Consider the following 24,437-nt stretch of genomic DNA (forward strand, 5'->3'; position numbering starts at 1 on the left):
TTCCATTTTTTCATTTTAAAATTATAACTAAAAAAGGTTTAAAAGCATGGTTGCAAGATATAGCAGAGAAATTATGGCTAAAAAATGGGATGTTAAAGCCAAATATGATGCATGGTTAAAAGTAGAATTAGCAGCTGTAAAAGCTTGGAATAAATTAGGTCTTATTAATGATACTGACTGTGAAAAAATCTTAAAAAATGCAAAATTTGACATTGATAGAATTGATGAAATTGAAAAAACAACCAAACATGATGTTATAGCTTTTCTTACAAGTGTGAGTGAAAGTTTGGGAGAAGAGAGTCGCTTTGTGCATTATGCAATGACGAGTTCTGATTGCATTGATACCGCGGTTGCTTTACAAATCAAAGAAAGTTTGGAGCTTATCTTAGAGGATATTTCATTGCTTTTAGAAGCCATAAAAAAACGTGCTATGGAGCATAAAAATACTTTAATGGTTGGAAGAAGTCATGGAATTCATGGTGAGCCTATAACTTTTGGCTTGGTTATGGCAATTTGGTATGATGAAATTTTGCACGCTAAAGATCTTATAGAGTACGCTAAAGAAGTGATTAGTTATGGAAAAATCAGCGGTGCAATGGGAAATTTCGCCCACGCTCCTTTGGAATTTGAAGAAGAGGTTTGCAAAAATTTAGATCTTAAACCTGCTCCAGTTTCAAATCAAGTTATCCAAAGAGATCGTTACGCACAAGTGATTTCAGCTATTGCGATTTTAGCTTCATCTTGTGAGCAAATCGCTGTGGCAATAAGGCATTTTCAAAGAACGGAAGTTTATGAGGCTGAAGAATTTTTTAGTGCAGGGCAGAAAGGAAGTTCGGCAATGCCACATAAGAGAAATCCAGTTTTGAGTGAAAATATTACAGGACTTTGCAGAGTTCTTCGATCTTTTGTTACTCCAGCATTGGAAAATGTTGCACTTTGGCATGAAAGAGATATTTCTCATTCTAGTGTAGAGAGATTTATTTTACCTGATGCTTTTATAACAGCAGATTTTATGCTTGCACGTCTTACAAATTTAATTGAAAATCTTTTAGTTTATCCAGAAAATATGATGAAAAATTTAAATCTTACCGGAGGACTTGTTTTTTCTCAACGTGTTTTACTAGAACTTCCTTTCAAAGGAATTAGTCGCGAGGAAGCTTATAAAATCGTTCAAAGAAATGCTATGAAGGTATGGGCTGATTTGCAAAATGGCAAAGAAGCAATCAATGATAAAAACGAAAGTTTATTTTTAATCGCACTTTTAAATGATGAAGATTTAAGAAAAAGTTTAAGCGAAGAAGATATACGTAAATGTTTTGATTATAATTACTATACAAAAAATATTGATGCTATTTTTGCAAGAACATTTAAATAATTAAGCAAGGAAAACAATGAAAGTTATAAAAAGAAATGGCCGAACAGAAGAGTTAGATATTTCTAAAATTAAAAAATGCACTTTTGATGCTGTGAGAGATTTAGAAGGTGTGAGTTTAAGTGAGTTAGAGCTTGATGCAAAAATTCAGTTTAGGGATGGAATTTCAACCGAAGAAATTCAAAAAACTCTTATTAAAACGGCTGTAGATAAGATAGATATTGATTGTCCAAATTGGACTTTTGTTGCTGCTAGACTTTTTTTGTTTGATTTGTATAAAAAAGTTAATGGTATGAATCGCTATAATCACCTACGTGATTATTTTGAAAGAGGAGAAAAAGAAGGAAGAATTTTATTAGGCTTAAAAGAAAAATATGATTTAGATGATTTAAATGACTATATTAAGCCTGAACGCGATATGCAATTTACTTATTTGGGTGTTAAAACTTTATATGATCGCTATTTGATCAAAGATAGTAAGGGTATGCCCATAGAACTTCCACAGCAAATGTTTATGGCTATAGCTATGTTTTTGGCGCAAAATGAATTTAATCCTGGAGAATGGGCTAAAAAATTTTATGATTTGATCTCTAAATTTGAAATTATGCTTGCTACCCCAACTCTTTCAAATGCTAGAACCACTAGACATCAACTCAGTTCTTGTTATATAGGAAGTACTCCTGATAATATTGAAGGAATTTTTGATTCTTATCAAGAAATGGCACTTTTATCTAAATTTGGTGGTGGTATAGGTTGGGATTGGTCTAAAGTTCGTGCTATGGGTGGAAGCATAGACGGACATAAAAATGCAGCCGGAGGGATTATTCCTTTTTTAAAAATTACAAATGATATTGCGGTGGCTGTAGATCAACTTGGAACTAGAAAAGGTGCTATTGCGGTTTATATAGAGCCTTGGCATATGGATATAGGCGATTTTATAGATTTAAGAAAGAATTCCGGAGAGGAAAGACGTAGAGCACATGAGCTTTTCCCTGCTTTATGGATCAATGATCTTTTTATGAAAAGGGTTAGAGCTAATGATAAATGGACGCTTTTTGATCCTGCTGATACAGCTGATTTGTGTGATTTGTATGGTGAAGAATTTGAAAAACGCTATGAAGAATATGAAAAAGATGAAAATATAGTTAAAGAAATCGTAGAGGCTAAAGAGCTTTGGAAAAAAATATTGTTAAATTATTTTGAGACAGGTTTGCCATTTTTATGTTTTAAAGATACTGCTAATAAAGCCAATCCAAATTCTCACGTTGGAATCATTAGAAGTTCAAATTTATGCACTGAAATTTTTCAAAATACCGATGCTAATTATTATCAAATTAAAGTTGTTTTTGAAAACGGCGATGAGAGACATTATGATGAAGAAGAGCGTGTTATTATAGATGGTGGCTATGAAAAATCAGCTAAGAAAATTTCAACTTTAGATAGTATTGATGGCAATAAAGTTTATATAGTTGAAAAATACAAAAATGACGGCAAAACCGCTGTGTGCAATTTGGCAAGTGTTAATTTAAGTAAAGTACATTCTAATGAAGATATAGAACGCGTTGTGCCTACGGCTATTCGTATGCTTGATAATGTGATCGATTTAAATTTTTATCCTCATAGAAAAGTAAAAGATACAAATTTAAAATCGCGTTCTATAGGGCTTGGAGTTATGGGAGAAGCGCAAATGCTTGCTGAAGCTAGAATTCATTGGGGAAGTGAAGAGCATTTTGAAATGATTGATAGAATTATGGAAAAAATTAGTTTTGAGGCTATCAATGCAAGTTCTAATTTATCTATAGAAAAAGGATCTTATCCTGATTTTCAAGGATCAAACTGGAGTAAAGGAATTTTTCCTATTGATGTTGCTAATGAACAAGCTAAAGCTTTAACTTTAAGAGAAGGCTTGTTTAATCAAAGTGATTGTGATTGGAATAAACTTAGAGAAAAAGTAAAAAAAGATGGTATGAGAAACGGGTATTTAATGGCGATCGCTCCTACTTCTTCTATATCTATTTTGGTAGGAACCACTCAAACTATAGAACCTGTTTATAAGCGTAAGTGGTTTGAGCAGAATTTAAGCGGCATGATACCTGTTGTTGTTCCAAATTTAAGCCTTGAAACTTGGGAATATTATACTCCAGCTTATGAGCTTGATCAAAGAATTTTAGTAAAAGCAGCTGCTATACGTGGAAAGTGGATCGATCAAGGACAAAGTTTAAATATCTTTTTATCGCTAGATAAGGCAAGCGGAGGTTATCTTAATGAAATTTACCAACTCGCTTGGGAGCTTGGCGTTAAATCTACATATTATTTAAGAAGTGAAAGCCCTAATAGTGAAAAAGTCAATGTGGCCGATCGCAGCATAGAATGCGAGGGATGTCAGTAAAAAATTTTATTGAAGTTTTTAATCTTTTAAAAACTTCAAATTTAAAATGATTGGAAAAATGATTCTATTTTTTTCTTCATTTCTTTTGCATCATTGATGCGATTGATTTCATCTCTAAAAGCTGAAGCTTCTTTGTGTCCTTTAGAATACTCATGCAAATGCTTACGAAATATACTTACAGCTTGATTTTGGTAATGCTTTAGCATTTCTTCAAAATGGGTTAATATAATTTCTTTTTTTAAGTTTTCTTCAACTTTTTTATTATGTTTTATTTCATAAAAGATCCAAGGATTACCTATACTTGCTCTTCCTATCATCAATCCATCGCATTTTGTGATATTATAAACTTCAAGCGCGTTATTTGCATTAATATCCCCATTAGCAATAACAGGAATTTTTACATTTGCTTTAGCAAAGGCTATAGAGTCATAATCAGACTTTCCGCTATAAAGTTGTTTTCTTGTTCGTCCATGAATGCTTACAAAATCAACACCTAAATCTTCGCAAATTTTAGCCATTTTTTCAGGATATTTTTCATTAAATCCTAGTCTAAATTTGACGCTTGTCAATCTTTTTTTATTGGTTTGCTTGATCACTCCCACTAAAGTTTTAAAAAGTTCCAAATCGTTTAATAAGGCACTACCGGCACATTGCTTAACTACTTTATTTACAGGACAGCCGCAGTTAAAATCGATACCATCTATAAAATCCATTTGATTAAGAAGTTCAACCGCTTTTTTAAGCACTTCTTTATCGCCTCCAGCAATTTGCACAATATAAGGTTTTTCAAATTCGGAACGTTCTAACATGTGCAAAGTTTTAGAGCTTTCATAAACTAAAGCATTAGAGCTTATCATCTCACTAATGGTTACATCAGCTCCAAATTTTTTAACCACATTTCTAAATGGCAAGTCTGAAAAACCTGCCATTGGAGCTAAAAATAAGGGTTTATTGGTAAAATCTATCATTGTATAAGATGATTTAAATCAAATTTGATGTTATTTTCTTTAAGGATTAAAAAGGCTTTAAAATCACTGAATTTTTTTTCATCTTTTCTAATTTGCTCTCTTAACTCATCTAAAAGTCCAAATTCAGCAAGTAAATATAAGTATGCTTTTAACGCTTCATTTTTTTCATTTTTTATTTTAGAAAAAATTCCTAGTATTGCATCTGGATTAAAAAATTTAGTACTCATTTTCGCAATGCTTAAATATTCTTTTTCATTTAAGAGAGAATGAGTTAGCAAAACTTCAAATTCAGCGGTATTAAGTTCAAGATTTCCATCTTTAAAGCGTTTGATTAAATTTAAAATTTGATGAGAATTTTTAGAAATTTTAATATTTTTGATTTGTTCGTAATTGCCTTTTTTAAGAAGAGTATTAAAGGCTAATTCCTCAAACTCGTCTTTGATTTCAGTGATGTTTTTTATTTTAGAATAGGCATAATTTATATCATTTTGAATGCGATTTTGCTCATTTTTTAAAAATAAAATATTATTATTTGTGAGCTTGAATTTAGAAATATTGACATATTCTTGATTATTTAAAGCATCAATAAGATCTAGAATTTCATTGATCTTGGTTTCATTTGGAATTTTTTCATGAGTTTTTACAATTTTTGCTAGTTGTGCCACTTTTCTAAATTCTTGAGTGCTAAAGCTTGTATTTAACTCTTTTTCTAAAAGTAAATTTTGGATATAGCTTTCAAATTTGGCAGAGTCTTTGAAGAAATGCTTGAATTTAAAAGTGAGTAAAAAATGATAAAAGATCATGTGAAAAGTAGCAAAAAAAATCAAAGGAATTAAAGGTAAAATCAACCAAATCATAACCGGAAGCTCAAAATTATAAGTCCTAAAATTTAGAGTATAGCTACCAAGTTTTAAATACCAAGCAAATGCAAAAATTATAAGAGTGTAAATAAGGCTAGCACCCAAAAATAATTTAACTTTCATAAATTTTTCCTTTTTCTAAATTTTCGCGACAAGTGATACAATATTTTGCATGAGGTTTTATTTTGAGTCTTTCAACAGCAATTTCGTCATCACAAGATTCACAAATTCCATAAGTATTGTTTTTGATTTTATCGAGAGATTCTTCAATTTCTTTTAATTCTTGTTTTAAATTAGCACTGATAGCAAGATCAATTTGAGAATTTGTTTCTATCACTGAAAAATCAACACTATCGCTAGGAACGCTATTGTGTAAGGCTTCAATTTCTTTAGAATTGCTGTGCAAATCTTCTTTGATAGCTTTTTTTCTTTGCTCTATATTATCTTTAAAAAAGTTTAAGTCATTTTTTTTCATGAAATTTCCTAATTCATTTATGGTAAGGGTGATTGGAGTTAATGCAAAAGGCGCGATAAATTTGTTCTAAAAGCAAAGTTTTAACAAAATAATGTGCCAAAGTCAATTTACTCAACGAAAGGCTAAAATCTAATTTTTCTGTAAATTCTTTTCTCAGTCCATAAGCTCCACCTATAAAAAAACTTAATTCAATTTTATCTTGTATCATTTTGGCAAATTCTAAACTTGTTAGCTCTTTGCCTCTTTCATCAAGGGCTATATTAAAGCCTTTTTTATGTGCATTAAATACTTCTTCATAACTTTTTTTTGCTAGTTCTGGATTATTAAGATTTTGTGCATTAGCTATTTTTTTGTTAAAAAGATTGTATTCTTTAATTGTGGCAAATTTAGATATTAACTTAAAATATTTTTGATCTAAAATTTCAAATTCATCACTTTTTTGTATATAAAAAATATTAATTTGCAAATCAGTTTCCGCAAAAAAACTTAAGTACATCGCTAAGATATTTTTTCATTTCAGATCGTTCGACTATTGCATCTATAAGACCATGTTCTAATAAAAATTCAGCTCTTTGAAAGCCTTGTGGTAAATCAGCTCCTATGGTTTGTTTTATAACTCTTTCTCCTGCAAAGCCTACCAAAGCCCCTGGCTCGGCAATCACCAAATCTCCAAGCCAAGCAAAAGAAGCACTCACGCCACCCATGGTTGGATCTGTTAAGATGCTAATATAAGGAATTTTTTCTTTGCTTAAGAGTTTTAAAGCAGTACTTGTTTTACTCATTTGCATTAAAGAATAGGTGCTTTCTTGCATTCTAGCACCTCCACTTGCACTTACAATCACTAAAGGATTTTTATTACTGATGGCTCTTTGTATGGCTCGAACTATTTTTTCACCTTCTACTGATCCTAAAGAACCTCCCATGAAAGAAAAATCAAATACAACTAGCTGAGTTTTAATCCCATCAATTGTACATTCTCCACTTACGACCGCAGATTTTTTGCCTGTTTTATTTTGATTTTCACTCAATCTTTTTTTATAGGATTTGCTATCAACAAATTTTAGAGGATCAATAGCTTCCAAATTTGCATCAAATTCTACAAAACTATTTTCATCGCTTAAAAGATTGATTCTTTCTATAGGAGAAATTCTCATATGATGAGAACATTTAGGACATACATTAAAACAAGATTCTATTTCTTTATAATACATTAAAGCATGACAGCTTGGGCATTTTACCCAGTGATTTGGTGCTTCTTTTACGCTAGGTTGTTGTCTTCTAATTTTTGAAAAAATATCTGCAAAATTCATATAAACTACCTAATTAGATTTAAAAAATTTAAGAATTATATCAAAATTTTCTTATCTTTTCTTGCAATTAGTAAAATTTTTATGAAATGAAATTTATTTGTAGTAAGTATTTGAATTTTTAGATGCATTAATGCATCTAAAAAATATTAAAAACGTGTTCCTAGATTGAATTCAAAAGTACTCGTATCATCGCCTTTTTTCTTATTTAGCGGTTTAGCAAAGATGAGTTGTAAAGGTCCTATAGGAGTGATCCATTCTAAACCAACGCCCGTACTCATTCTTTTAATTTCATCTAAATTTTTACGTCCTATCATACCATAATCAAAAAACATACTTCCACGAAGTTTGATTCTATCTATCAATGGAAAACTAAGCTCTACGGAATTGGCAAAAGCTATCGTTCCGCCCACTTCATCACCCCATTCATTTTTAGGGCTTACAGTTCTACTTTCAAAACCACGAATTGAGCGAATACCTCCCAAATAAATTCTTTGGTTGATTGGTAAGTAACCTCTATTCCAAACTTTATAAAAACTAGCTTTATAGCGATAAATGAGATCATAGCCTATATAATCTTGCAAACCTTGATAAAAATTAAACTTAGTGCTTGAGGATAGAAATTTTTGATCTCCACCGATTCCAGCATACTCAAGACTTGTCGAAGTGATGATTCCAGATCTTGGTAAATAATAATCATCTGTATTATTAAATGAAAGGGCTGGAGATATAGAACTTTTGATACTTTTTCCAAGATCATAGCCTGTTCTTAAAAGGGTTGGACTAAGATGATAAATATCACTTTGTTCTAAATTATAAGTTAAACTTGCATTAAAATATCTTGCAAATTGACGACCTACAGTAATATCAAATCCATAATTTTTTTCTGAATAATTATCCCACTCATAATCATTAGAATAAAGAGTTCCTCCTAGGCTATATTGACTATCAAGAACTCGTGGGTTAATTAAGCTGATTCTTCCTGATAAAGTATCGTCGCTTTTATCCACACTCACCGAGCTTTTGATTCCTGATCCAAAAATATTTGTATCAGAAAGAGAAGCATTTAAAAGTAGTCCATCACTTGATCCATATCCTATACCTCCAGAAATTGCACCTGTGGAAGCTTCTTTGACATCGACAATAAGATCAATATGTGTATCATCAACCTTTTTTTCTTTAATATTAACATCATCAAAATAAGAAGTTCTTCTTAGAGCGTTTTTGGATTCGGTTAAATCCGTTCTATTATATAAATTGCCTTCTGTAATATATAATTCCCTACGTATAACACGATCGACTGTACGAGAATTATTTGCAATAATTACATTTCTAATATAAACTTTTTCATGAGGAATGACTTTAAAATTAATTGTAACCTCATGGGTTTCATCATTTTTTTGGATATCTGGATAAACTTCAACAAAAGCATAACCTAAATCAGCACTTTGCGTTTCTAAAGTTTTTACATCTTTTCTAACATCTTCGATATTGATAATTTTACCGACGCTAGAGCGTAGATTTTTAACTGTTTTTAAATTTTGCTTTTCTTCAAATAAAGGATTTTCTATAGAGATATTTTTAATTTTATAAGGTTTGCCTTCTTTGATAAAATAGGTTAAATCAGCTTGATATAAATCCGTATAAGTTTTTAGATAAGGAGCTGAAACTTGTACATCTAAATACCCTTTTTTCATATACTCATCGCTAATTCTTGCGCTATCATTATTTAATTCAAATATTTTAAGCTTTCCGTCATTTCTTCCCCACATCCAGCCCATAAATTCTTTTTCTTTATTGATAACAGCAGGTTCTATATCGGAGTAAGATAGCTTTTTAGCTCCACTTAAATAAACATTATCGATGATAATATTTTCTCCACGATTTACTATAAATTCAAGTTCTAGGCCGTCTGTATTGTTTAGAGTTTTTGTTTTGTATTCTACAACAGTGTCAAAATAACTTCTTGCTTCATAGTAGTTTTTAATGCGATCGCATGCTTCTTTGGCACTTGATTCGTCAAATAAATTTCCTCTTTTAATTCCGAGCATACTTTCAATTTGCTTACGATCATTGGAAGCAATTCCTGTAACTGTGATTTTAGCAATACTCGGTTTTTCTGTAACAATAATGTTTAAAATCCCATTATTTTCTTCTACGGCAATATTATCAAAATAATTTTGCTTATAAAGATTAAGTATGGCTTTATTAACCTTAGAAAGATCTAGCTTTTCTCCAATTTTTAAACCGGTAAGATTAAGTGCGCTTGTATTTGAAAGATGATTTAAACCGCTAAATTTAATTTCTTTTATAACAGTAGCACTACTCAAAGTAGCTAATAAACAAACACTGATAATTTTTTTCATTGATTTTTTTACCTAAAAATAAGCTTTATATTACAAAGTTATGATTATATCAGAAAAATTTTAACAAAAACAAGATGTTTTAAAGCTGTTTTTATTTAAGTTAAGCTTCTTTATGATTTTTAATTTCTCTATTTTAAGTGTTTACTATATTTTTATAAAATTTTTAAAAACTAAAAATATTGATTTTTATCTTAGGAAGAAAAGATGGCAAGAAGAAAGAAAAAGACTTTTTATCTATATTTTTTAATCCTTGTTGTTTTGGCAGCTTTTTTTATTGTAAAAAAAGAAGATATAGTGAGAAAAAGCTTACCTCAAATTCTTATGCCCGATATTGTCTATACAAATCTTGAAAAACCTATTTCTGTGCATATTAAAGATGAGAATCATTCTATTAAAAATGTAAAAATTATCTTAAAAAAAGATGATCAAGATTCTGGAATGTTAATTGCAGATGAAAAAATACAAAAATTAAATGATATTACTTTGCAAGTTGCTTTGCCAAAAAGTAGCGAAAAATCAAAATCTTTCATCATGGAAATCATTGCTGAAAATGATTGTTTTTGGAATATTTTTGATCAAGATAAAGCAAAAAAACAAATCGCGATTATAGTCGATAATGCCTCTCCTAAAATAAATATTTTAAGCAATTCTTATCAAATCGAGCAAGGCGGGGCAGCTAGCGTTGTATTTTCTGCAAAAGATGCTAACTTAGATCAAGTTTATATCGAGACAAATAGAGGAAAGATCTTTAAAGCAACTCCTTATATTAAAGATGGTTATTATGCAGCCCTTATTGCTTGGGATGCAAGAGATGATGAATTTAGAGCTTATGTGATTGCAACGGATAAGGCTGGAAATACTTCTAAAGAGCGCATAAGGTATTATTTTTTAAATAGAAAGTATAAAGTTTCTAATATCAGCCTTACGGATAGTTTCTTAGATGGTAAAATTGAAAATTTAGCTCAAGAATACGCTCCAAAGGACAATAATTTTACGCGTTTTGACAAATTTAAATTCGTCAATGAAACTTTAAGAAATGATAATGAAAAACTTATACATGAAATCACTTCAAATGTTTTAGAAGATAAAATTGATAATTTTTCCCTTAATTTATTTTTGCCACTGAAACATGCGTTAAAAGTTGGGGATTTTGCTGATCATAGATATTATTCTTATAATGGTCAATTTGTTAGCGATTCTTACCATATGGGTATAGATTTGGCTAGTGTTAGAGAAGCTCCAATCTTTAGCAATAATTCTGGAAAAGTTGTATTTGCACAAAAGAATGGAATTTACGGGCTTAATTTGATTGTTTATCATGGCTTTGGTGTTTATAGTCTTTATGGACATTGCTCATCTAAAGATATTGATGTTGGCGAAAAAATAGCCAGTCAAAGTGTGATCGCAAGAACAGGAAAAAGCGGTTTAGCTCTTGGAGATCATTTGCATTTTGGCGTTTTAGTTCAAGGAGTAGAAACACGTCCGGAGCAATGGCAAGATAGAAAATGGATCGAGGAAAATATTTATAAAGTTTTAAATAATGGAAAAAAAATAATTTTAGGACAAAAACAATGAAACAATTAACCTTAGCAAGATCAGTAAAAGGTGTGGGAATAGGACTACACAAAGGCGAACCTATCGAAATTACTCTTGAGCCTTTAGAGGCTGATAGCGGCATAGTTTTTTTTAGGAGTGATTTAAATGCAAGTTACAAAGCGATTCCTGAAAATGTAATCAATACTCAAATGGCCACTGTTTTAGGAGATGATCGCGGTTTTATTTCAACGATAGAACATTTAATGAGTGCTATAAATGCTTATGGAATTGATAATGTGCGTATTGTTTTAAATGCAAACGAAGCTCCTGTTATGGATGGATCAAGTATTAGTTTTTGTATGATGCTTGATGAAGCGGGAGTTGTAGAACTAGATGCACCTAAAAAAATTATGGTTATTAAAAAACCAATAGAAGTAAGAGATGGGAATAAATTTGTAAGATTAATACCGACTAAAGAGCCTCGCATTAATTATACCATCAAATTTGATAATGCGGTTATAGGTGAGCAAACTTATAATTTTGAATTCAGCAAAAAAAATTATATAGAAAATATCGCAAGAGCTAGAACTTTTGGTTTTTTAAAAGATGTTCAAATGCTTAGAGATAAAAATTTAGCCCTTGGCGGCAGTTTGGAAAATACTATAGTTGTCGATGAGAGTAGAATTTTAAATCCTGAAGGTTTGCGTTTTAAGGATGAATTTGTAAGACATAAAATTTTAGATGCTATTGGGGATTTAACCTTGCTTGGATATAGAGTTTTTGGCGATTATATATCTTTTGCTGGGAGCCATCATTTAAATCACTTGCTCACTAAAGAGGTGTTAAAAGATAAAGAAGCTTATGAGATTGTCAGTCTTGAAAAAGCAAATGAAAAAGCTTATGAAAAGGTTTTTGCATAAAAACTTCTCTCTTGCTTAATGCCTTATCTAAGCCTTTAATGCTTGGTATTTATGAAAATGATCTTCTTGTAAAAAGCATAATAAGCGATGAAAAAGCGAGTGAATTTATACCTAAAATTTTACAAGAATTACTTCAAGATTTCACCTTTGATGAGCTTATTTACGCTAACGGTCCAGGCTCTTTTATGGGGATTAAAATTTCTTATGTGAGTTTGAGTACCCTAAGTATAGTTAAAAATATCCCTTTGTTTGCAATTAGCGCATTTGAGTTGAATAATAATCAGCCCATCAGTGCTCATAGGGAAATGTGTTTTGTCAAAAAAGGGGATGAAATTGTTTTAGAAAAGGCTGTTTCAGGAGAGTTTATCCTACCTTCAAATTTAAGCAAGCTTAATAAAAAAGATGATAATCTACCTTTTTATTTTTTACCTGCAATTTAAATAATTTTACTAGGAATCAATATTGAAAATTTTAGTACCTGCAACGAGTGCAAATTTAGGACCAGGATTTGATTGTCTTGGTTTAAGCATAAGGCTTTTTAATAGCACTATCATTGAAAAATCCAATTTTTTTAGCATCAGTATTTATGGAGAAGGCAGTGAAAATTTAAGCCTTAAAAAAAATAATATTTTTGTGAATATTTTTAATGAAGTTTATGAAAGATTGAGTGGAAAAAAAGAAAAATTTCGCTTTATTTTTGAAAATAAAATTCCCTTATCTAGAGGTCTTGGAAGCTCTTCTGCTGTCATTGTTGGAGCTATTGGAGCGGCTTTTGAAATGGCTGGATTTAGGGTTGAAAAACAAAAAATCTTAAATGAGGCATTAAAATATGAAAATCATCCTGATAATATAGCTCCGGCGGTTTTGGGAGGATTCGTAACTTCTGTAGTTGAAAATGAAAATGTTTTTAGTATAAAAAAATCCATAGATGAAAATTTAAGTGCTGTTGTAGTTATTCCAAATGTATTTATAAGCACAGAGCAAAGTCGCACAGCTTTGCCATCAAGTTTTAATCTTAAAGAGTGCGTATTTAACTTAGCTCATTCTTCTTTTCTTACAGCTTGTTTTTTGGAAAAAAAATACGATTTATTAACTATAGCTAGTAAAGATTTAATTCATCAAAATCATAGAATGAAAAATTTACCCGAACTTTTTGAGGTGCAAAAATTTGCTTTAGAAAACAAAGCTTTAATGAGTACTCTTTCAGGATCAGGTTCTAGTTTTTTTAATCTTGCTTATAAAGAGGATGCAAATTATTTAAAACAGCAACTTGAGAAAAAATTTAGAAATTTTAAAATTTTGGTTTTAGAATTTGATAATAAAGGTTTTGAAATTTGCTAAAAAATGAAAAAAAAAGATATAATTCTAAAAATGCAGACAAACATAAACCGGTTAGAATGTGCGTGGTTTGCAAAAATCGTTTTTTTCAAAAAGAATTGCATAGATTAAAGGTTTTTAAGGCGGAGTTATACCAAAATTTAGCTTTTGGTCGTAGTATTTATTTGTGCAATCATTGTCTTTTAATGGAGGATGAAAAATTTCAGGCCACATTCTCAAAAATATGTAAAAAATTAAATATAAAAATCACTCAGCAGAATATAAAGGAGATCGTTTTAAATGGCAAAAATTAGAATTCATGAAATCGCAAAAGAATTAGGATACGATAGCAAAGAAATCATCGAAAAGGCCAACGAATTAGGACTCAATATCAAAACCGCATCAAATGCCGTAGAACCTGATGTTGCTGCGGGAATTTATGAATACATACAAACTAAAGTTATCCCCGAAGCTTTTAAGAAAAATATCAAGCAAACTCCGGCAAAAAAAACAAAAACCAAAGCAAAAGAAGACAAGGTTCAAACTGCAAAAACTACTACTGTAGCAAAACAAGAAAAGGTAGAAAAAGTAGAAACGATTAAGCCAAAAGAAGAAGTCAAAGAAGAGCCTAAAGAAAAAGTTCAAGAGAGTTTAGCGAGTGCTACTTTGGCAAAAAGAAGAGGGCTTGTGATTGTTAAAAAGAAAAAAACCGAAGAAGAACTTGCAAAAAAAGAAGAACCAAAAAGTGCTGCTGATACTCCTTCAAATCAAGAAAGAATTAATTTAAAAACGATGTTTTCAAATACTGATCTTGATGATTCTGCAAAAAAGAAGAAAAAAGATAAAAAACCTAATATCGCAGTCAAAAAAGAAAATACTCAAAAAATGGATCTTTTAGGAAATCAAGATTTTGCCGAAATTTCTTTAGATGATGAGGATGAGGTTGTTTTGCCTGATTTTAGCGTTAAGGAAGAAGAAAAGCCGAACAATATGGTTAAAAAACAGCCTAATTTTTTACGCCAAGCTGTGGGTAATTCTGTTAATTTTGCTGAAGGCGGAATTCAAAGAAGAAGTCGTAAAAAACCGCCTAAAAAAGTGGAAAAAAAAGAAAATGAAGCCATTACAAGCGTTGAAATTCCTAAAGAAATTAGAGTGTATGAATTTGCCGATAAAATAGGCAAAAGCACAAGTGAAGTGATCTCAAAGCTTTTTATGCTTGGTATGATGACAACTAAAAATGATTTTTTAGATGAAGATGCTATTGAGATTTTGGGCTCTGAATTTGGCATAGAAATTACTATTACTAATGAAGCGGATGAATTTGATTATGTAAAAGATTATGAAACTCAAGATGATGAAAAAGATTTAATCACTAGAGCACCTGTTATTACGATAATGGGACACGTTGATCATGGTAAAACTTCATTGCTAGATTTTATCAGAAAATCTCGTGTTGCAAGTGGTGAAGCAGGGGGAATTACCCAGCATGTGGGTGCTTATATGGTGGAAAAAAATGATCGAAAGATCACCTTTATCGATACTCCAGGTCATGAGGCTTTTACGGCTATGCGTGCAAGGGGTGCAAGTATCACTGATATTGTTATTATCGTTGTAGCTGCTGATGATGGGGTTAAACCTCAAACAAAAGAAGCGATTAATCATGCAAAAGCTGCTAATGTGCCTATCATCATAGCGATCAATAAGATGGATAAAGAGGGTGCAAATCCTGATATGGTAAAAACACAACTTGCTGAACTTGAGATCATGCCAGTAGAGTGGGGTGGAAGTTATGAATTTGTAGGTGTATCTGCTAAAACGGGGATGGGGATAGAAGATTTACTCGAAATTGTGCTTTTGCAGGCTGATATTTTAGAGTTAAAAGCAAATCCTAAAAATTACGCAAAAGCAAGCATTATAGAATCTTCCATACAAAAAGGTCGTGGTGCGGTTGCTACTGTGATCGTGCAAAATGGAACTTTAAAAGTAGGTGATACGGTTGTAGCGGGTGTTTCTTATGGAAAAATAAAGGCTATGAGTGATGATCAAGGTAAAGCACTTAAAGAGATCAAGCCAGGTGAATGTGGAGTGATAGTTGGCTTAAGCGAGGTAGCGCAATCGGGTGAAATTTTAATCGCCGTTAAAACCGATAAAGAAGCAAGAGAATATGCGGCTAAACGTTATGAATACAATCGTCAAAAAGAGCTTAGCAAATCTACAAAAGTCAGCATTGATGAACTTGGAGCTAAAATCAAAGAAGGCAATATCAAAGCTTTACCAGTTATATTAAAAGCAGATGTTCAAGGAACGCTAGAAGCTTTAAAAGCGAGTTTGGAAAAATTAAGAAACGATGAAATTAAAGTCGATATCATCCATAGCGGGGTAGGTGGAATCACACAAAGCGATATTGAACTTGCTAGTGCGAGTGAAAATTCTATCGTGCTTGGTTTTAATATACGTCCAACAGGGGAAATCAAAGAACGCGCTAAAGATAAAGGTGTTGAAATAAAAACCTACAATGTTATTTATAATCTTTTAGACGATGTTAAAGCCTTGCTTGGTGGTATGATGAGCCCTATAATTTCTGAAGAGCAATTGGGTCAAGCTGAAATCAGACAAGTGATTAATGTGCCAAAATTGGGTCAAATTGCGGGCTGTATGGTTACAGAAGGCGTGATCAATAGAGGGGCTAAAATTCGTCTCATACGAGAAGGTGTGGTGGTTTTTGAAGGAAGCGTGAGTTCTTTAAAACGTTTTAAAGATGATGTTAAAGAGGTTGCAAAAGGTTATGAGTGTGGCGTTGGCATACAAGGATGTGATGATATGAGAGTGGGTGATTATATAGAAAGTTATAAAGAAGTTGAAGAAAAAGTAAGTCTATGAATCCAGCTGAGATTAAAAAATTACGCACAGAAAGCATTTTAAAAGAGCTTATCCCTGAAGCTTTGGCAAATTTGGATGATGAGAATTTAAAAAATCTTTGCGTTGTGGATGTAGAATGCAAAAAAGGCAGATATGATGCTTTTGTGTATCTTGATAAAATGTTTTTCAATGCTCATGAGCAAGAAAAAATTCTTAACACTTTAAAAAAGGCATCAAGGGCTTTGCAAAACTATTGTATGAGTGAGCAAGGTTGGTATCGCTGTCCGAATTTTCATTTTAAATTTGATGATAGACTCGAGTATCAAAATCACATGGATGCACTTTTTGAAAAGATAAAAAAGGAAAAAAATGAATCTTGAGGCTTTATGCAAAGAAGCAAATTTAGAACTTTATGATAGTGAATTAGTCAGTGAAAATGGAAAAAAAATTTACCGAATTTATGTGATGAATCCTTTAAATGAAAAAGGTGAAAGAGCGGGGATAAATTTGGATGATTGTGCTAGGCTTAGTGAGATTTTATCGCCTATTTTTGATGTGGAACCACCTATAAGTGGAGAATATTTTTTAGAAGTTTCAAGCTGTGGGCTTGAAAGAAAGCTTAGCAAAATAGAGCATTTTGAAAAAAGTATCAATGAGCTTGTAAAAATCACAACCAATGAAAAAGAAAAGATCGAGGCAAAAATTCTTAGCGTTGAAAATGAAAATATAAATTTACAAACCTTAGATAATGAAAAAATCACTCTTAAATTTAATGATATAAAAAAAGCTAGAACTTTTGTACAGTGGTAAATAAATTATTTATTAAATATTAATAAATAATTTATTATAATGCTTATTAATTTTTAAAATAGCTAAAGAGGAAATTGAATGTGGAATTTAGATAAAAAAGAATCTCAAGAATTGGTGGATAATTTTTTACAATTTCAAGAAGTATGGACTTTAGATAGAGTCCAAGAAATGACTTTAAAAGAATATACCAGTGTGTTAAAAGAAAATCCAAATAGAGATGATTTTACTTTTTGGATAGAAAATAAACTTGGCAATATAGGAAGCATTTGGGGTGGCTCAAGTTTTAAATTTGGTATATATAGAAGAAACGATGAGGGTGAAAAAAAATCTTCTAAAGGTAGATTGTATAATCAAAATTATGCTTGGTTATCTAAATATGGAAATAACCAAGATGAAGCTTTTGAAAATGTAAAAAAAATAATTGTAAAAATAATACAAGCAAGTAAAAATAATGATTTAGAGGCGATAGAAAAGATAAATTTTGGGGATGCTGTAAAATGGAAAATAGCTTTTCATTATCAAGATATAAAAAATATTAAAATAGTTAATATTTTTTCAAAAGATGTTTTAAACGTAATATCCAAAAATAAATTTAAACAGAAATTGAAAACATGTGAAATTTATAGAAAATTAATAGAAGATGAAAATTTATCATTAATAGATATGATAAATAAAATAGCCAATCCTTTATGGTTTGAATATGGTGAAAATAGTGAAAATTATATTAGAGAAATAAAAGAACTATTTTTTAATTTTTTAAAAAGTGAATTGCACGATGAAGTTATAAAAGAATATATTGATGCAATAGATAATATATCTAAGAAATTTTTAGATAAGAGTTTGTATAGTTGTAGCGATAACAATGAATTTTATAGAAATAAACACAAATTAGACAAAGATAAAAATTTTTTATCAGAAAATCTTAAAAATGGTAATATGTATTTTAATGCATTGAAATATTATGAGAAATTTTTTAAAGTTCATTTTGGAAAAGATATACAAGATGAAAATATATCTTTAAATCAAATTCTTTATGGGCCTCCAGGGACAGGAAAGACTTATCATACTATAGATAAAGCTTTAGAAATTTTGGGTGAAAATTTAGAAAATAGAATAGATAAAAAAGCAAAATTTGATGAGTATGTAAAAAATGGACAAATAGTTTTTACTACCTTTCATCAAAGTTACGGATATGAAGAATTTGTAGAGGGTATAAAACCTGTTATAAACGAAGATAATAGAAGTTCTAAAGAATTAGAATACGAAATAAAAAATGGAATTTTTAAAGAACTTTGTAAAGAAGCTTTGGATAATTATGAAAAATCTTCATTAACGCAAGAAGAATTTGCAAAGAATGAAAATTTAGAAAATAAAATAGAAGTTTTTTTAGATGAATTAGTAGAGCAACAAAAATTTATAGAAAAAACTCAAGGCGGTGGATTTAAGCTAGAAGAAAATAATGGAAAGTATAGAATTATCACAGATGATACTAGTGTAAAATTATATTTAAATTTAGAAATTTTTAAAACACTTTTAGAAAACAAAGATGATGTTTTAAAAGGAAGAAGTATTAAAAAGATTTTAAATAACAAGCATAGAAGACAAATTGATAGCTATTATTTTCAATTAGTTCAATTATTTAAAGAAAAAGAACAAAGTTTTCAAATAGATGATAGAGTTAGCAAAAAACCGGAATTGAAACCCTACATTATCATTATTGATGAAATCAATCGCGGTAATGTAAGTAAGATTTTTGGTGAGCTTATAACTTTGATAGAACCAAGCAAAAGAATAGGGGCAGAAGAAGAGCTAAGGGTAACTTTGTCTTATAGTGGTGAAAAATTTGGAGTACCTGAAAATGTTTATATTATAGGCACTATGAATACAGCTGATAGAAGTATAACTTCGCTTGATACAGCCTTAAGAAGGCGTTTTGAATTTGTAGAGATGATGCCCAATCCTAAAGAATTAGAAAATTTAGAATATAAAGATGTAGATTTATCAAAACTATTAACAGCTATCAATACTCGTATAGAATGCTTGCTAGATAGGGAAAAAACTATAGGGCATGCGTTTTTCATAGGTGTTAAAAATTTAGAAAATTTAAAGAGCGTTTTTCAAAATAAAATCATCCCTCTTTTGCAAGAGTATTTTTACGATGATTATGCTTCAATAAATGCCGTTTTAAATGATAATCGTATGGTTGAAAAAGCAGAAAATAAAGAAAATGATTATTTACATAGCATTAAGAAGCTAGAAACATACGATGAGAAAACTATTTATAATATTAACCCTTTTGATAATGAAATTTGGGATGAAATAGAAACGTATCAAAAAATTTATGAAAATCAAATTAGCGATAACAAAACCGAAGAAAATAATAAAAACAATGACTAATGTTTTTCAAGTTATTGAGTATCAAGCTTTTTGCGAGAATGACTTAAAAAAAGATTTTGGAAATAGGGCAAATAAATTTTATAAAGAATTAGAAGAATTTGCTAAAAATAATGAAATTTTTTTAGGTTTTAAAAATAAAAATACGCTAAAAGCTAAAAATTATGTGGGTATGATACAAACAAAAAGCGGTATTTTGGAGATTTTGCCCAAATGCACCGATTTAGAAAATTATCAAGGAGAAAAAGATAAGAATTTAAAAAAAATAAATTTTCATCAACTAAAACAAATTTATAAACTAGATATACAAGAGAACGAGCCTAAAAACGAGATCAAAATAGAAAAATTTGTAAATTTTAACTATGAAAAAAATTACAATTTTCCCTCTAAGCAGCTTTTGTTAAATTTGCTTACAACCTTAAAAAATTCTCCTTTTAAAAAAAGTCATATTTCATCTTTGAAAACTTCTAAAATGCCTTTATTTGAAATTTTTATTTCTATGTTTTTAGAAGAATTGGATTTGATTTTTAAAAAAGGATTAAAAAAAGATTATGTGAGCATACAAGATAACAGGGCTTTTTTAAAGGGAAAATTGCTTTTTAGTGAAAATTTAAAACACAATCTTATCCATAAAGAAAGATTTTTTACAGAAAGCGATGAGTTTATCTTGGATATTCCGCCAAATCGTTTGATAAAATCTACACTTGAGTTTTTAAAATCCAAAACAACTATGCATAAATTTAAAGTCACAAAAGCCTTGCAAATGCTTGATGATGTGCAATTATCTAAAAATTATAAAAAGGATTTTGAGTATAAAATTTCAAGACATTTTGATTATTATGAAACTTTGCTTTCTTGGTGTAGGATTTTTTTACAAAAAGAAACTTTTACCCCTTATAAAGGAAGTAACGAAGCTTTTGCTTTGCTTTTTCCTATGGAAAAACTTTTTGAAGATTATGTAGCTCATATGTTTAAAATAGCCAATGATCAAATTAAGATTAAAACTCAAGATAAAACTAAATTTCTAATGAATAAAAATAACAGCGAAGATTGTTTTTTGCTTAAACCAGATCTTTATATCCAAGATCATATAATCGCAGATACTAAATGGAAAATTCTAAGTGATAGTGATGATAAAAAACAATACTCTATCGCACAAAGCGATCTTTATCAAATGTTTGCCTATGCTGCTAAATTTAAGGTAAAAGAGGTTTGGCTTATTTATCCTTTGTGCGGGAGGACTTTAGAATTAAAAGAGAAAAGCAAAAAGGATGAGTATTTTTTTAAAGCAAGTGATTTTTTAAATTTCTTAGAAGGTCGCATAAAGTTAAAAATTTTGTTCGCACCCTTACCTTTTGCAAACGATTTTCACGCCTAAGTTGATTAAAAAACCAAAACAAGCAACGATAATAATACAAGCTCCACTAGAAAGATCGAAATAATAACTAAGCAAAAGCCCACCTAAGCAAAAAATCATACTTAAAAAACTTGCTAGAATCATTATAAAACCAAGTTTTTTACTAAAATTTTCAGCGATAAAACTAGGAATGCTTAGCAGCGCTATAATAAGAATAAGTCCAACAAGGCGGATTGAAATACAAATACAAAATGCCATCAGTGCAATCAAAAGATAATGGAAAAAATTTGTATTAATTCCACGCACTTTTGCAAATTCAGCATCAAAGCTTATCGCTTCAAATTGTCTATAAAATAAAAGCATTAAAAAAATCACAACCCCATCAATTAAACCCATTAGGTATAAATCCTCATTTTCAACCGCTAAAATGTTTCCAAAAAGATAAGCCATAAGATCAGTATTATAGTTAGGACTTAAATCTATAAGTATAATCCCAATCGCCATGCCAAATGCCCAAATCACAGCAATGATACTATCGCTTCTGTGCTCGTAATGTTTGACTAAAAAGGCAACGATAAAGGCTAAGATGAGAGTAAAAATGCTTGTACTAAGTAAAATAGGCAAGGAAAAATAAAAAGCGATCCCTATACCCCCAAAAGCCCCATGTGTAATCCCTCCAGCCATAGAAAAAAGCCGATTGATCATGATTAAAGTTCCTATAATTCCACAAGCAATACTGACTAAAATTGCCGCAAAAAGAGCGTTTTGAAATACAGTGAAATGAAAAATTTCAAACATTATTTTTCCTTAGAAAAGTGCAGTGATGTTTTTAAATTTTTATCCTTGCAATTATGATCGCACAAGCATGAATTTAAACTCATTTCTACATCGCAAAAATGGGAATGATTTTCGTATAAATGTTTTAAAAAATCACTTTTCTTTTTTTCTTTTTGATTGGAATGTAAAAATAATTCTTTATTTAAATGCGCGATTTTATCGCTATAAGCAAGAACTAAATTGATATCATGGCAAACAAGCAAAATGCCTATGCCTTTTTCATGTAAAGATTTTAAAAGCTCAAAAATTTGTATCGCTGATTTGCTATCAACACTTGCGGTTGGTTCATCCAAAATAAGCATTTTGCATTCATCCACCAAAGCCCTTGCTATAAATACGCGTTGTCTTTGCCCCCCGCTTAATTCGTTGATTTTTTTATTCCAAAAATCTTGCATTTGGACTTTTTCTAAAGCTTTTAAGGCTTTGTTTTTATCTTCTTGTTTGTAAAAACCAAATCTTTTTTTATTGATAAGTCCCATAAGCACGACTTCAAGGACTCTAGGATTAAAATTTGGATTAGCTAAAGTATGTTGTGGAACATAGCCGATTTCACTTTTTTTAATTTGTTTAAATATAATTGTATTGTGAGAATTTAAAAGTCCTAAAATCAGCTTTATGAGTGTGGATTTTCCAGCACCATTTGGACCTATTATGGATAAAAAATCTTGATTACTGTATGTTAGATCGATGTTTTTTAAAACACATTCTTTATTATAGGAATAATTAAGATTTTTAATAGAAAAAAATTCCATAAATTACCTATTTTAAAGCTTTAGATAAAGCATCACTGACTTTTAAAAGTTCTTTTTCCCAATCTTTTGAAAGATGATTGATGATGTAAATTTGGGCATCACATTGATGAGCTAAGGTTTTTGCTGCATTTTCAGGAAAGCCATTTTGAACAAAAATAGTTTTAATGTGCTTATCTTTAATAAAAGTTATCAGCTGTTTTAATTCTTTTATCTTTGGCTCTTTTCCTAAATTTTCTACAGGAATTTGAATCAAATGATAGCGTTTAGCAAAATAAGCCCAAGAAGGGTGATAAACAATAAATTCTTTTTGTTTTATATTTTCAAGTTTTGAAGAAATTTGCAAATTAAGATTGTCTAATTCTGCTAAAAATTTGTTTAAATTTTCTTTGTAAAGATTTTTATTTTCAGGATATTTTTGGATCAAGGCATCATAAATATTTAAAGCCATGGTTTGCACTAAGACAGGATCTAGCCAAGTGTGAGGATCTTTTTGGTGGTGTGAATCTTGAAAATCAAGTAATTTGATATTTTTTTGCATATTGACTATTTCTAAGTTGGGAAAATTGTGATGAAATTTATCAATAAAAATTTTTTCAAATTCTAAACCTATAGTGAAATAAATTTCGCTTTGTTCGAGTTTTTTCATAACGCTTGGCTTAAATTCAAAATGATGTTCATTGGTATTAGGCGGTAAAATAATATTTATTTTTACAGTATCTCCGGCTATTTTCTCAACAAAAAAGGCTTGAGGTGGTATGCTCACACTTACAGTAGGGATATCTTTGTGATTTTTTATATCTTTAGCCCAAGTCAAATTTAAAAAGCTTAATAAAATTGCAAATAAGAAAAATATTTTTTTTACCATTGTTTAAACCCTGTTTTAAATATTTTAGAGATAGTATTTAATTAATATAAAATAAATTCTTATTTCGTTATAATACCATCTTTTGGTAAAAATTATTAAAATTGAAAAAGGGAATATTTATGGGAAATTTGAAATTTAAGGTTTCTTTTGTTGCAGGTTTAATAACTATAATTTGCTTAAGTATTTTAGGTTTTATAACTTATTTTTTCCTAAAGAACTTGATTTATGATGAAGTTATTGAAACAGAAACTAGTTATATAAAGGTTGCTAAAAACTCTCTTATATCATTTCAAGAAAAGAATTTGGAAGCTCTTGAAAATTATAGTAAAAGAATTTCAGGTTTTTCTTATGATGAATTGAGTAGTGAGCAAGCACTTAAAGAAAATGTGGGCGAGGAGCTTAAAGTTTTAAGGGATGCTGGAGGATTTTTGGCAGCCTATATTGCTCAACCTAATGGAGAATTAATTGTTTCTGATTCTGATTCTGATTCTAAAGGGTTAGATTTTGGTATTTATGGAAAAGCAGATAATTATGATGCAAGAACAAGAGAATATTATCAAGAAGCTTTAAAAACAAATGATGTTTATATAACTCCTTCTTATGTCGATATCACTTCTAAACTTCCTTGTTTTACCTACTCTAAAGCCCTATACAAAGATGGTAAATTTATTGGAGTTTTGGCAATTGATGTTTTAACTAAAGATTTACAACAAGAGTATGAGGCAAATCCTGGAAGAACTTTTGCATTTGATAAAAACAATAAAATTTTTGCAGCGACAGATAAAGAGCAACTTAAAGAAGGTTATAATATTGATCAAATTGCTGCTATATCTAAAACAAAAGCGGATTTTGAACCTTTTGAATATACAAGAAAAAGAGACAATAGTGAAAGATTTGCTATATGTGCAAAATACGAAAATTCAACCATATGTATTGGCGAACCACTTGATATTGTAACCGAGCCAATTCTTAAAATGACTTATGTGCAAATTGTTTCTTCTTTGATTATGGTGGCAATTATTTCTTTATTATTATATATTTTTATCGCCAAAC

General features: G+C 30.0%; 22 protein-coding genes. 13 read left to right on the forward strand and 9 right to left on the reverse strand.

The window, feature by feature from the left end; translation table 11 throughout:
* The first annotated feature begins 46 nt into the window (after positions 1–46).
* A complete protein-coding gene (gene purB / locus H2279_RS04280; protein ID WP_337195722.1) occupies positions 47–1,375 on the forward strand; it encodes an adenylosuccinate lyase in 1,329 nt (442 codons plus the stop codon).
* Between the two features lie 16 nt (positions 1,376–1,391).
* Positions 1,392–3,761, forward strand: a complete 2,370-nt coding sequence (locus tag H2279_RS04285) for a ribonucleoside-diphosphate reductase subunit alpha (protein ID WP_337195723.1) — start codon at positions 1,392–1,394, stop codon at positions 3,759–3,761.
* Positions 3,762–3,802: 41 nt separating this feature from the next.
* Here the strand turns inward: H2279_RS04285 and H2279_RS04290 are convergent, their stop codons facing one another.
* From H2279_RS04290 to bamA, 6 genes are all read right to left on the reverse strand, one after another.
* Positions 3,803–4,729, reverse strand: coding sequence for a tRNA dihydrouridine synthase (locus H2279_RS04290; RefSeq protein WP_137623894.1), 927 nt, complete (start codon positions 4,727–4,729; stop codon positions 3,803–3,805).
* A complete protein-coding gene (locus tag H2279_RS04295) occupies positions 4,726–5,712 on the reverse strand; it encodes a hypothetical protein (protein ID WP_337195724.1) in 987 nt (328 codons plus the stop codon). Before H2279_RS04295 ends, H2279_RS04290 begins: the two co-directional genes overlap by 4 nt.
* Complete coding sequence (dksA, locus tag H2279_RS04300; RefSeq protein ID WP_337195725.1) at positions 5,702–6,064, reverse strand: RNA polymerase-binding protein DksA; 363 nt, start codon at positions 6,062–6,064, stop codon at positions 5,702–5,704. Before dksA ends, H2279_RS04295 begins: the two co-directional genes overlap by 11 nt.
* A 13-nt stretch (positions 6,065–6,077) precedes the next feature.
* Positions 6,078–6,530 (reverse strand): 23S rRNA (pseudouridine(1915)-N(3))-methyltransferase RlmH, encoded by a 453-nt coding sequence (locus H2279_RS04305; protein WP_171000082.1) that lies wholly within the window; start codon positions 6,528–6,530, stop codon positions 6,078–6,080.
* A 1-nt stretch (position 6,531) separates the two neighbouring features.
* Positions 6,532–7,374, reverse strand: coding sequence for an acetyl-CoA carboxylase, carboxyltransferase subunit beta (accD, locus tag H2279_RS04310; RefSeq protein WP_137623898.1), 843 nt, complete (start codon positions 7,372–7,374; stop codon positions 6,532–6,534).
* A 146-nt stretch (positions 7,375–7,520) separates the two neighbouring features.
* A complete protein-coding gene (gene bamA, locus H2279_RS04315) occupies positions 7,521–9,737 on the reverse strand; it encodes an outer membrane protein assembly factor BamA (RefSeq protein ID WP_337195726.1) in 2,217 nt (738 codons plus the stop codon).
* 204 nt (positions 9,738–9,941) lie between these two features.
* On the opposite strand from bamA, the gene H2279_RS04320 reads away from it, so the two are divergent.
* From H2279_RS04320 to H2279_RS04365, 10 genes are all read left to right on the forward strand, one after another.
* The gene (locus H2279_RS04320) at positions 9,942–11,312 is read left to right on the forward strand and encodes a M23 family metallopeptidase (protein ID WP_337195727.1); all 1,371 of its coding nucleotides are present in this window, start codon (positions 9,942–9,944) and stop codon (positions 11,310–11,312) included.
* Positions 11,309–12,193 carry a UDP-3-O-acyl-N-acetylglucosamine deacetylase gene (lpxC, locus tag H2279_RS04325; protein ID WP_137623901.1) on the forward strand — a complete coding sequence of 295 codons (885 nt, stop codon included), beginning with the start codon at positions 11,309–11,311 and terminating at the stop codon, positions 12,191–12,193. Before H2279_RS04320 ends, lpxC begins: the two co-directional genes overlap by 4 nt.
* A gap of 11 nt (positions 12,194–12,204) precedes the next feature.
* Positions 12,205–12,633 carry a tRNA threonylcarbamoyladenosine biosynthesis protein TsaB gene (locus tag H2279_RS04330; protein WP_337195728.1) on the forward strand — a complete coding sequence of 143 codons (429 nt, stop codon included), beginning with the start codon at positions 12,205–12,207 and terminating at the stop codon, positions 12,631–12,633.
* Positions 12,634–12,655: 22 nt separating this feature from the next.
* A complete protein-coding gene (gene thrB / locus H2279_RS04335) occupies positions 12,656–13,534 on the forward strand; it encodes a homoserine kinase (protein WP_337195729.1) in 879 nt (292 codons plus the stop codon).
* Complete coding sequence (locus tag H2279_RS04340) at positions 13,528–13,824, forward strand: DUF448 domain-containing protein (protein WP_137623904.1); 297 nt, start codon at positions 13,528–13,530, stop codon at positions 13,822–13,824. Before thrB ends, H2279_RS04340 begins: the two co-directional genes overlap by 7 nt.
* Entirely contained in the window at positions 13,811–16,390 is a 2,580-nt protein-coding gene (gene infB / locus H2279_RS04345) for a translation initiation factor IF-2 (protein ID WP_337195730.1), read from the forward strand. The genes H2279_RS04340 and infB overlap by 14 nt, the downstream gene beginning before the upstream one ends.
* Positions 16,387–16,749 (forward strand): 30S ribosome-binding factor RbfA, encoded by a 363-nt coding sequence (gene rbfA / locus H2279_RS04350; protein WP_200281545.1) that lies wholly within the window; start codon positions 16,387–16,389, stop codon positions 16,747–16,749. Before infB ends, rbfA begins: the two co-directional genes overlap by 4 nt.
* Positions 16,739–17,179: a ribosome maturation factor RimP gene (rimP, locus tag H2279_RS04355; RefSeq protein ID WP_337195731.1), complete on the forward strand. Its 441-nt coding sequence runs from the start codon at positions 16,739–16,741 to the stop codon at positions 17,177–17,179. Before rbfA ends, rimP begins: the two co-directional genes overlap by 11 nt.
* Before the next feature lie 78 nt (positions 17,180–17,257).
* Complete coding sequence (locus tag H2279_RS04360) at positions 17,258–19,576, forward strand: McrB family protein (RefSeq protein WP_337195732.1); 2,319 nt, start codon at positions 17,258–17,260, stop codon at positions 19,574–19,576.
* A complete protein-coding gene (locus tag H2279_RS04365; RefSeq protein WP_337195733.1) occupies positions 19,569–20,951 on the forward strand; it encodes an McrC family protein in 1,383 nt (460 codons plus the stop codon). The genes H2279_RS04360 and H2279_RS04365 overlap by 8 nt, the downstream gene beginning before the upstream one ends.
* On the opposite strand, the gene H2279_RS04370 is transcribed toward H2279_RS04365, so the two are convergent.
* From H2279_RS04370 to H2279_RS04380, 3 genes are read right to left on the reverse strand one after another with little or no spacing between them, the layout of a single operon-like run.
* Entirely contained in the window at positions 20,922–21,728 is an 807-nt protein-coding gene (locus tag H2279_RS04370; protein WP_337195734.1) for a metal ABC transporter permease, read from the reverse strand. The genes H2279_RS04365 and H2279_RS04370 overlap by 30 nt on opposite strands.
* Complete coding sequence (locus H2279_RS04375) at positions 21,728–22,519, reverse strand: metal ABC transporter ATP-binding protein (RefSeq protein ID WP_337195735.1); 792 nt, start codon at positions 22,517–22,519, stop codon at positions 21,728–21,730. The genes H2279_RS04370 and H2279_RS04375 overlap by 1 nt, the downstream gene beginning before the upstream one ends.
* Before the next feature lie 7 nt (positions 22,520–22,526).
* Positions 22,527–23,384: a metal ABC transporter solute-binding protein, Zn/Mn family gene (locus H2279_RS04380; protein ID WP_137623911.1), complete on the reverse strand. Its 858-nt coding sequence runs from the start codon at positions 23,382–23,384 to the stop codon at positions 22,527–22,529.
* Between the two features lie 119 nt (positions 23,385–23,503).
* Here H2279_RS04380 and H2279_RS04385 point away from each other — a divergent pair.
* Positions 23,504–24,437: PDC sensor domain-containing protein (locus H2279_RS04385; protein ID WP_337195736.1), on the forward strand; the 934-nt coding region annotated here is incomplete at its 3' end.

It is taken from the genome of Campylobacter sp. B0100352/1, from assembly GCF_020135855.1.
In the GTDB taxonomy this organism is placed as follows: Bacteria; Campylobacterota; Campylobacteria; order Campylobacterales; family Campylobacteraceae; genus Campylobacter_D; species Campylobacter_D taeniopygiae.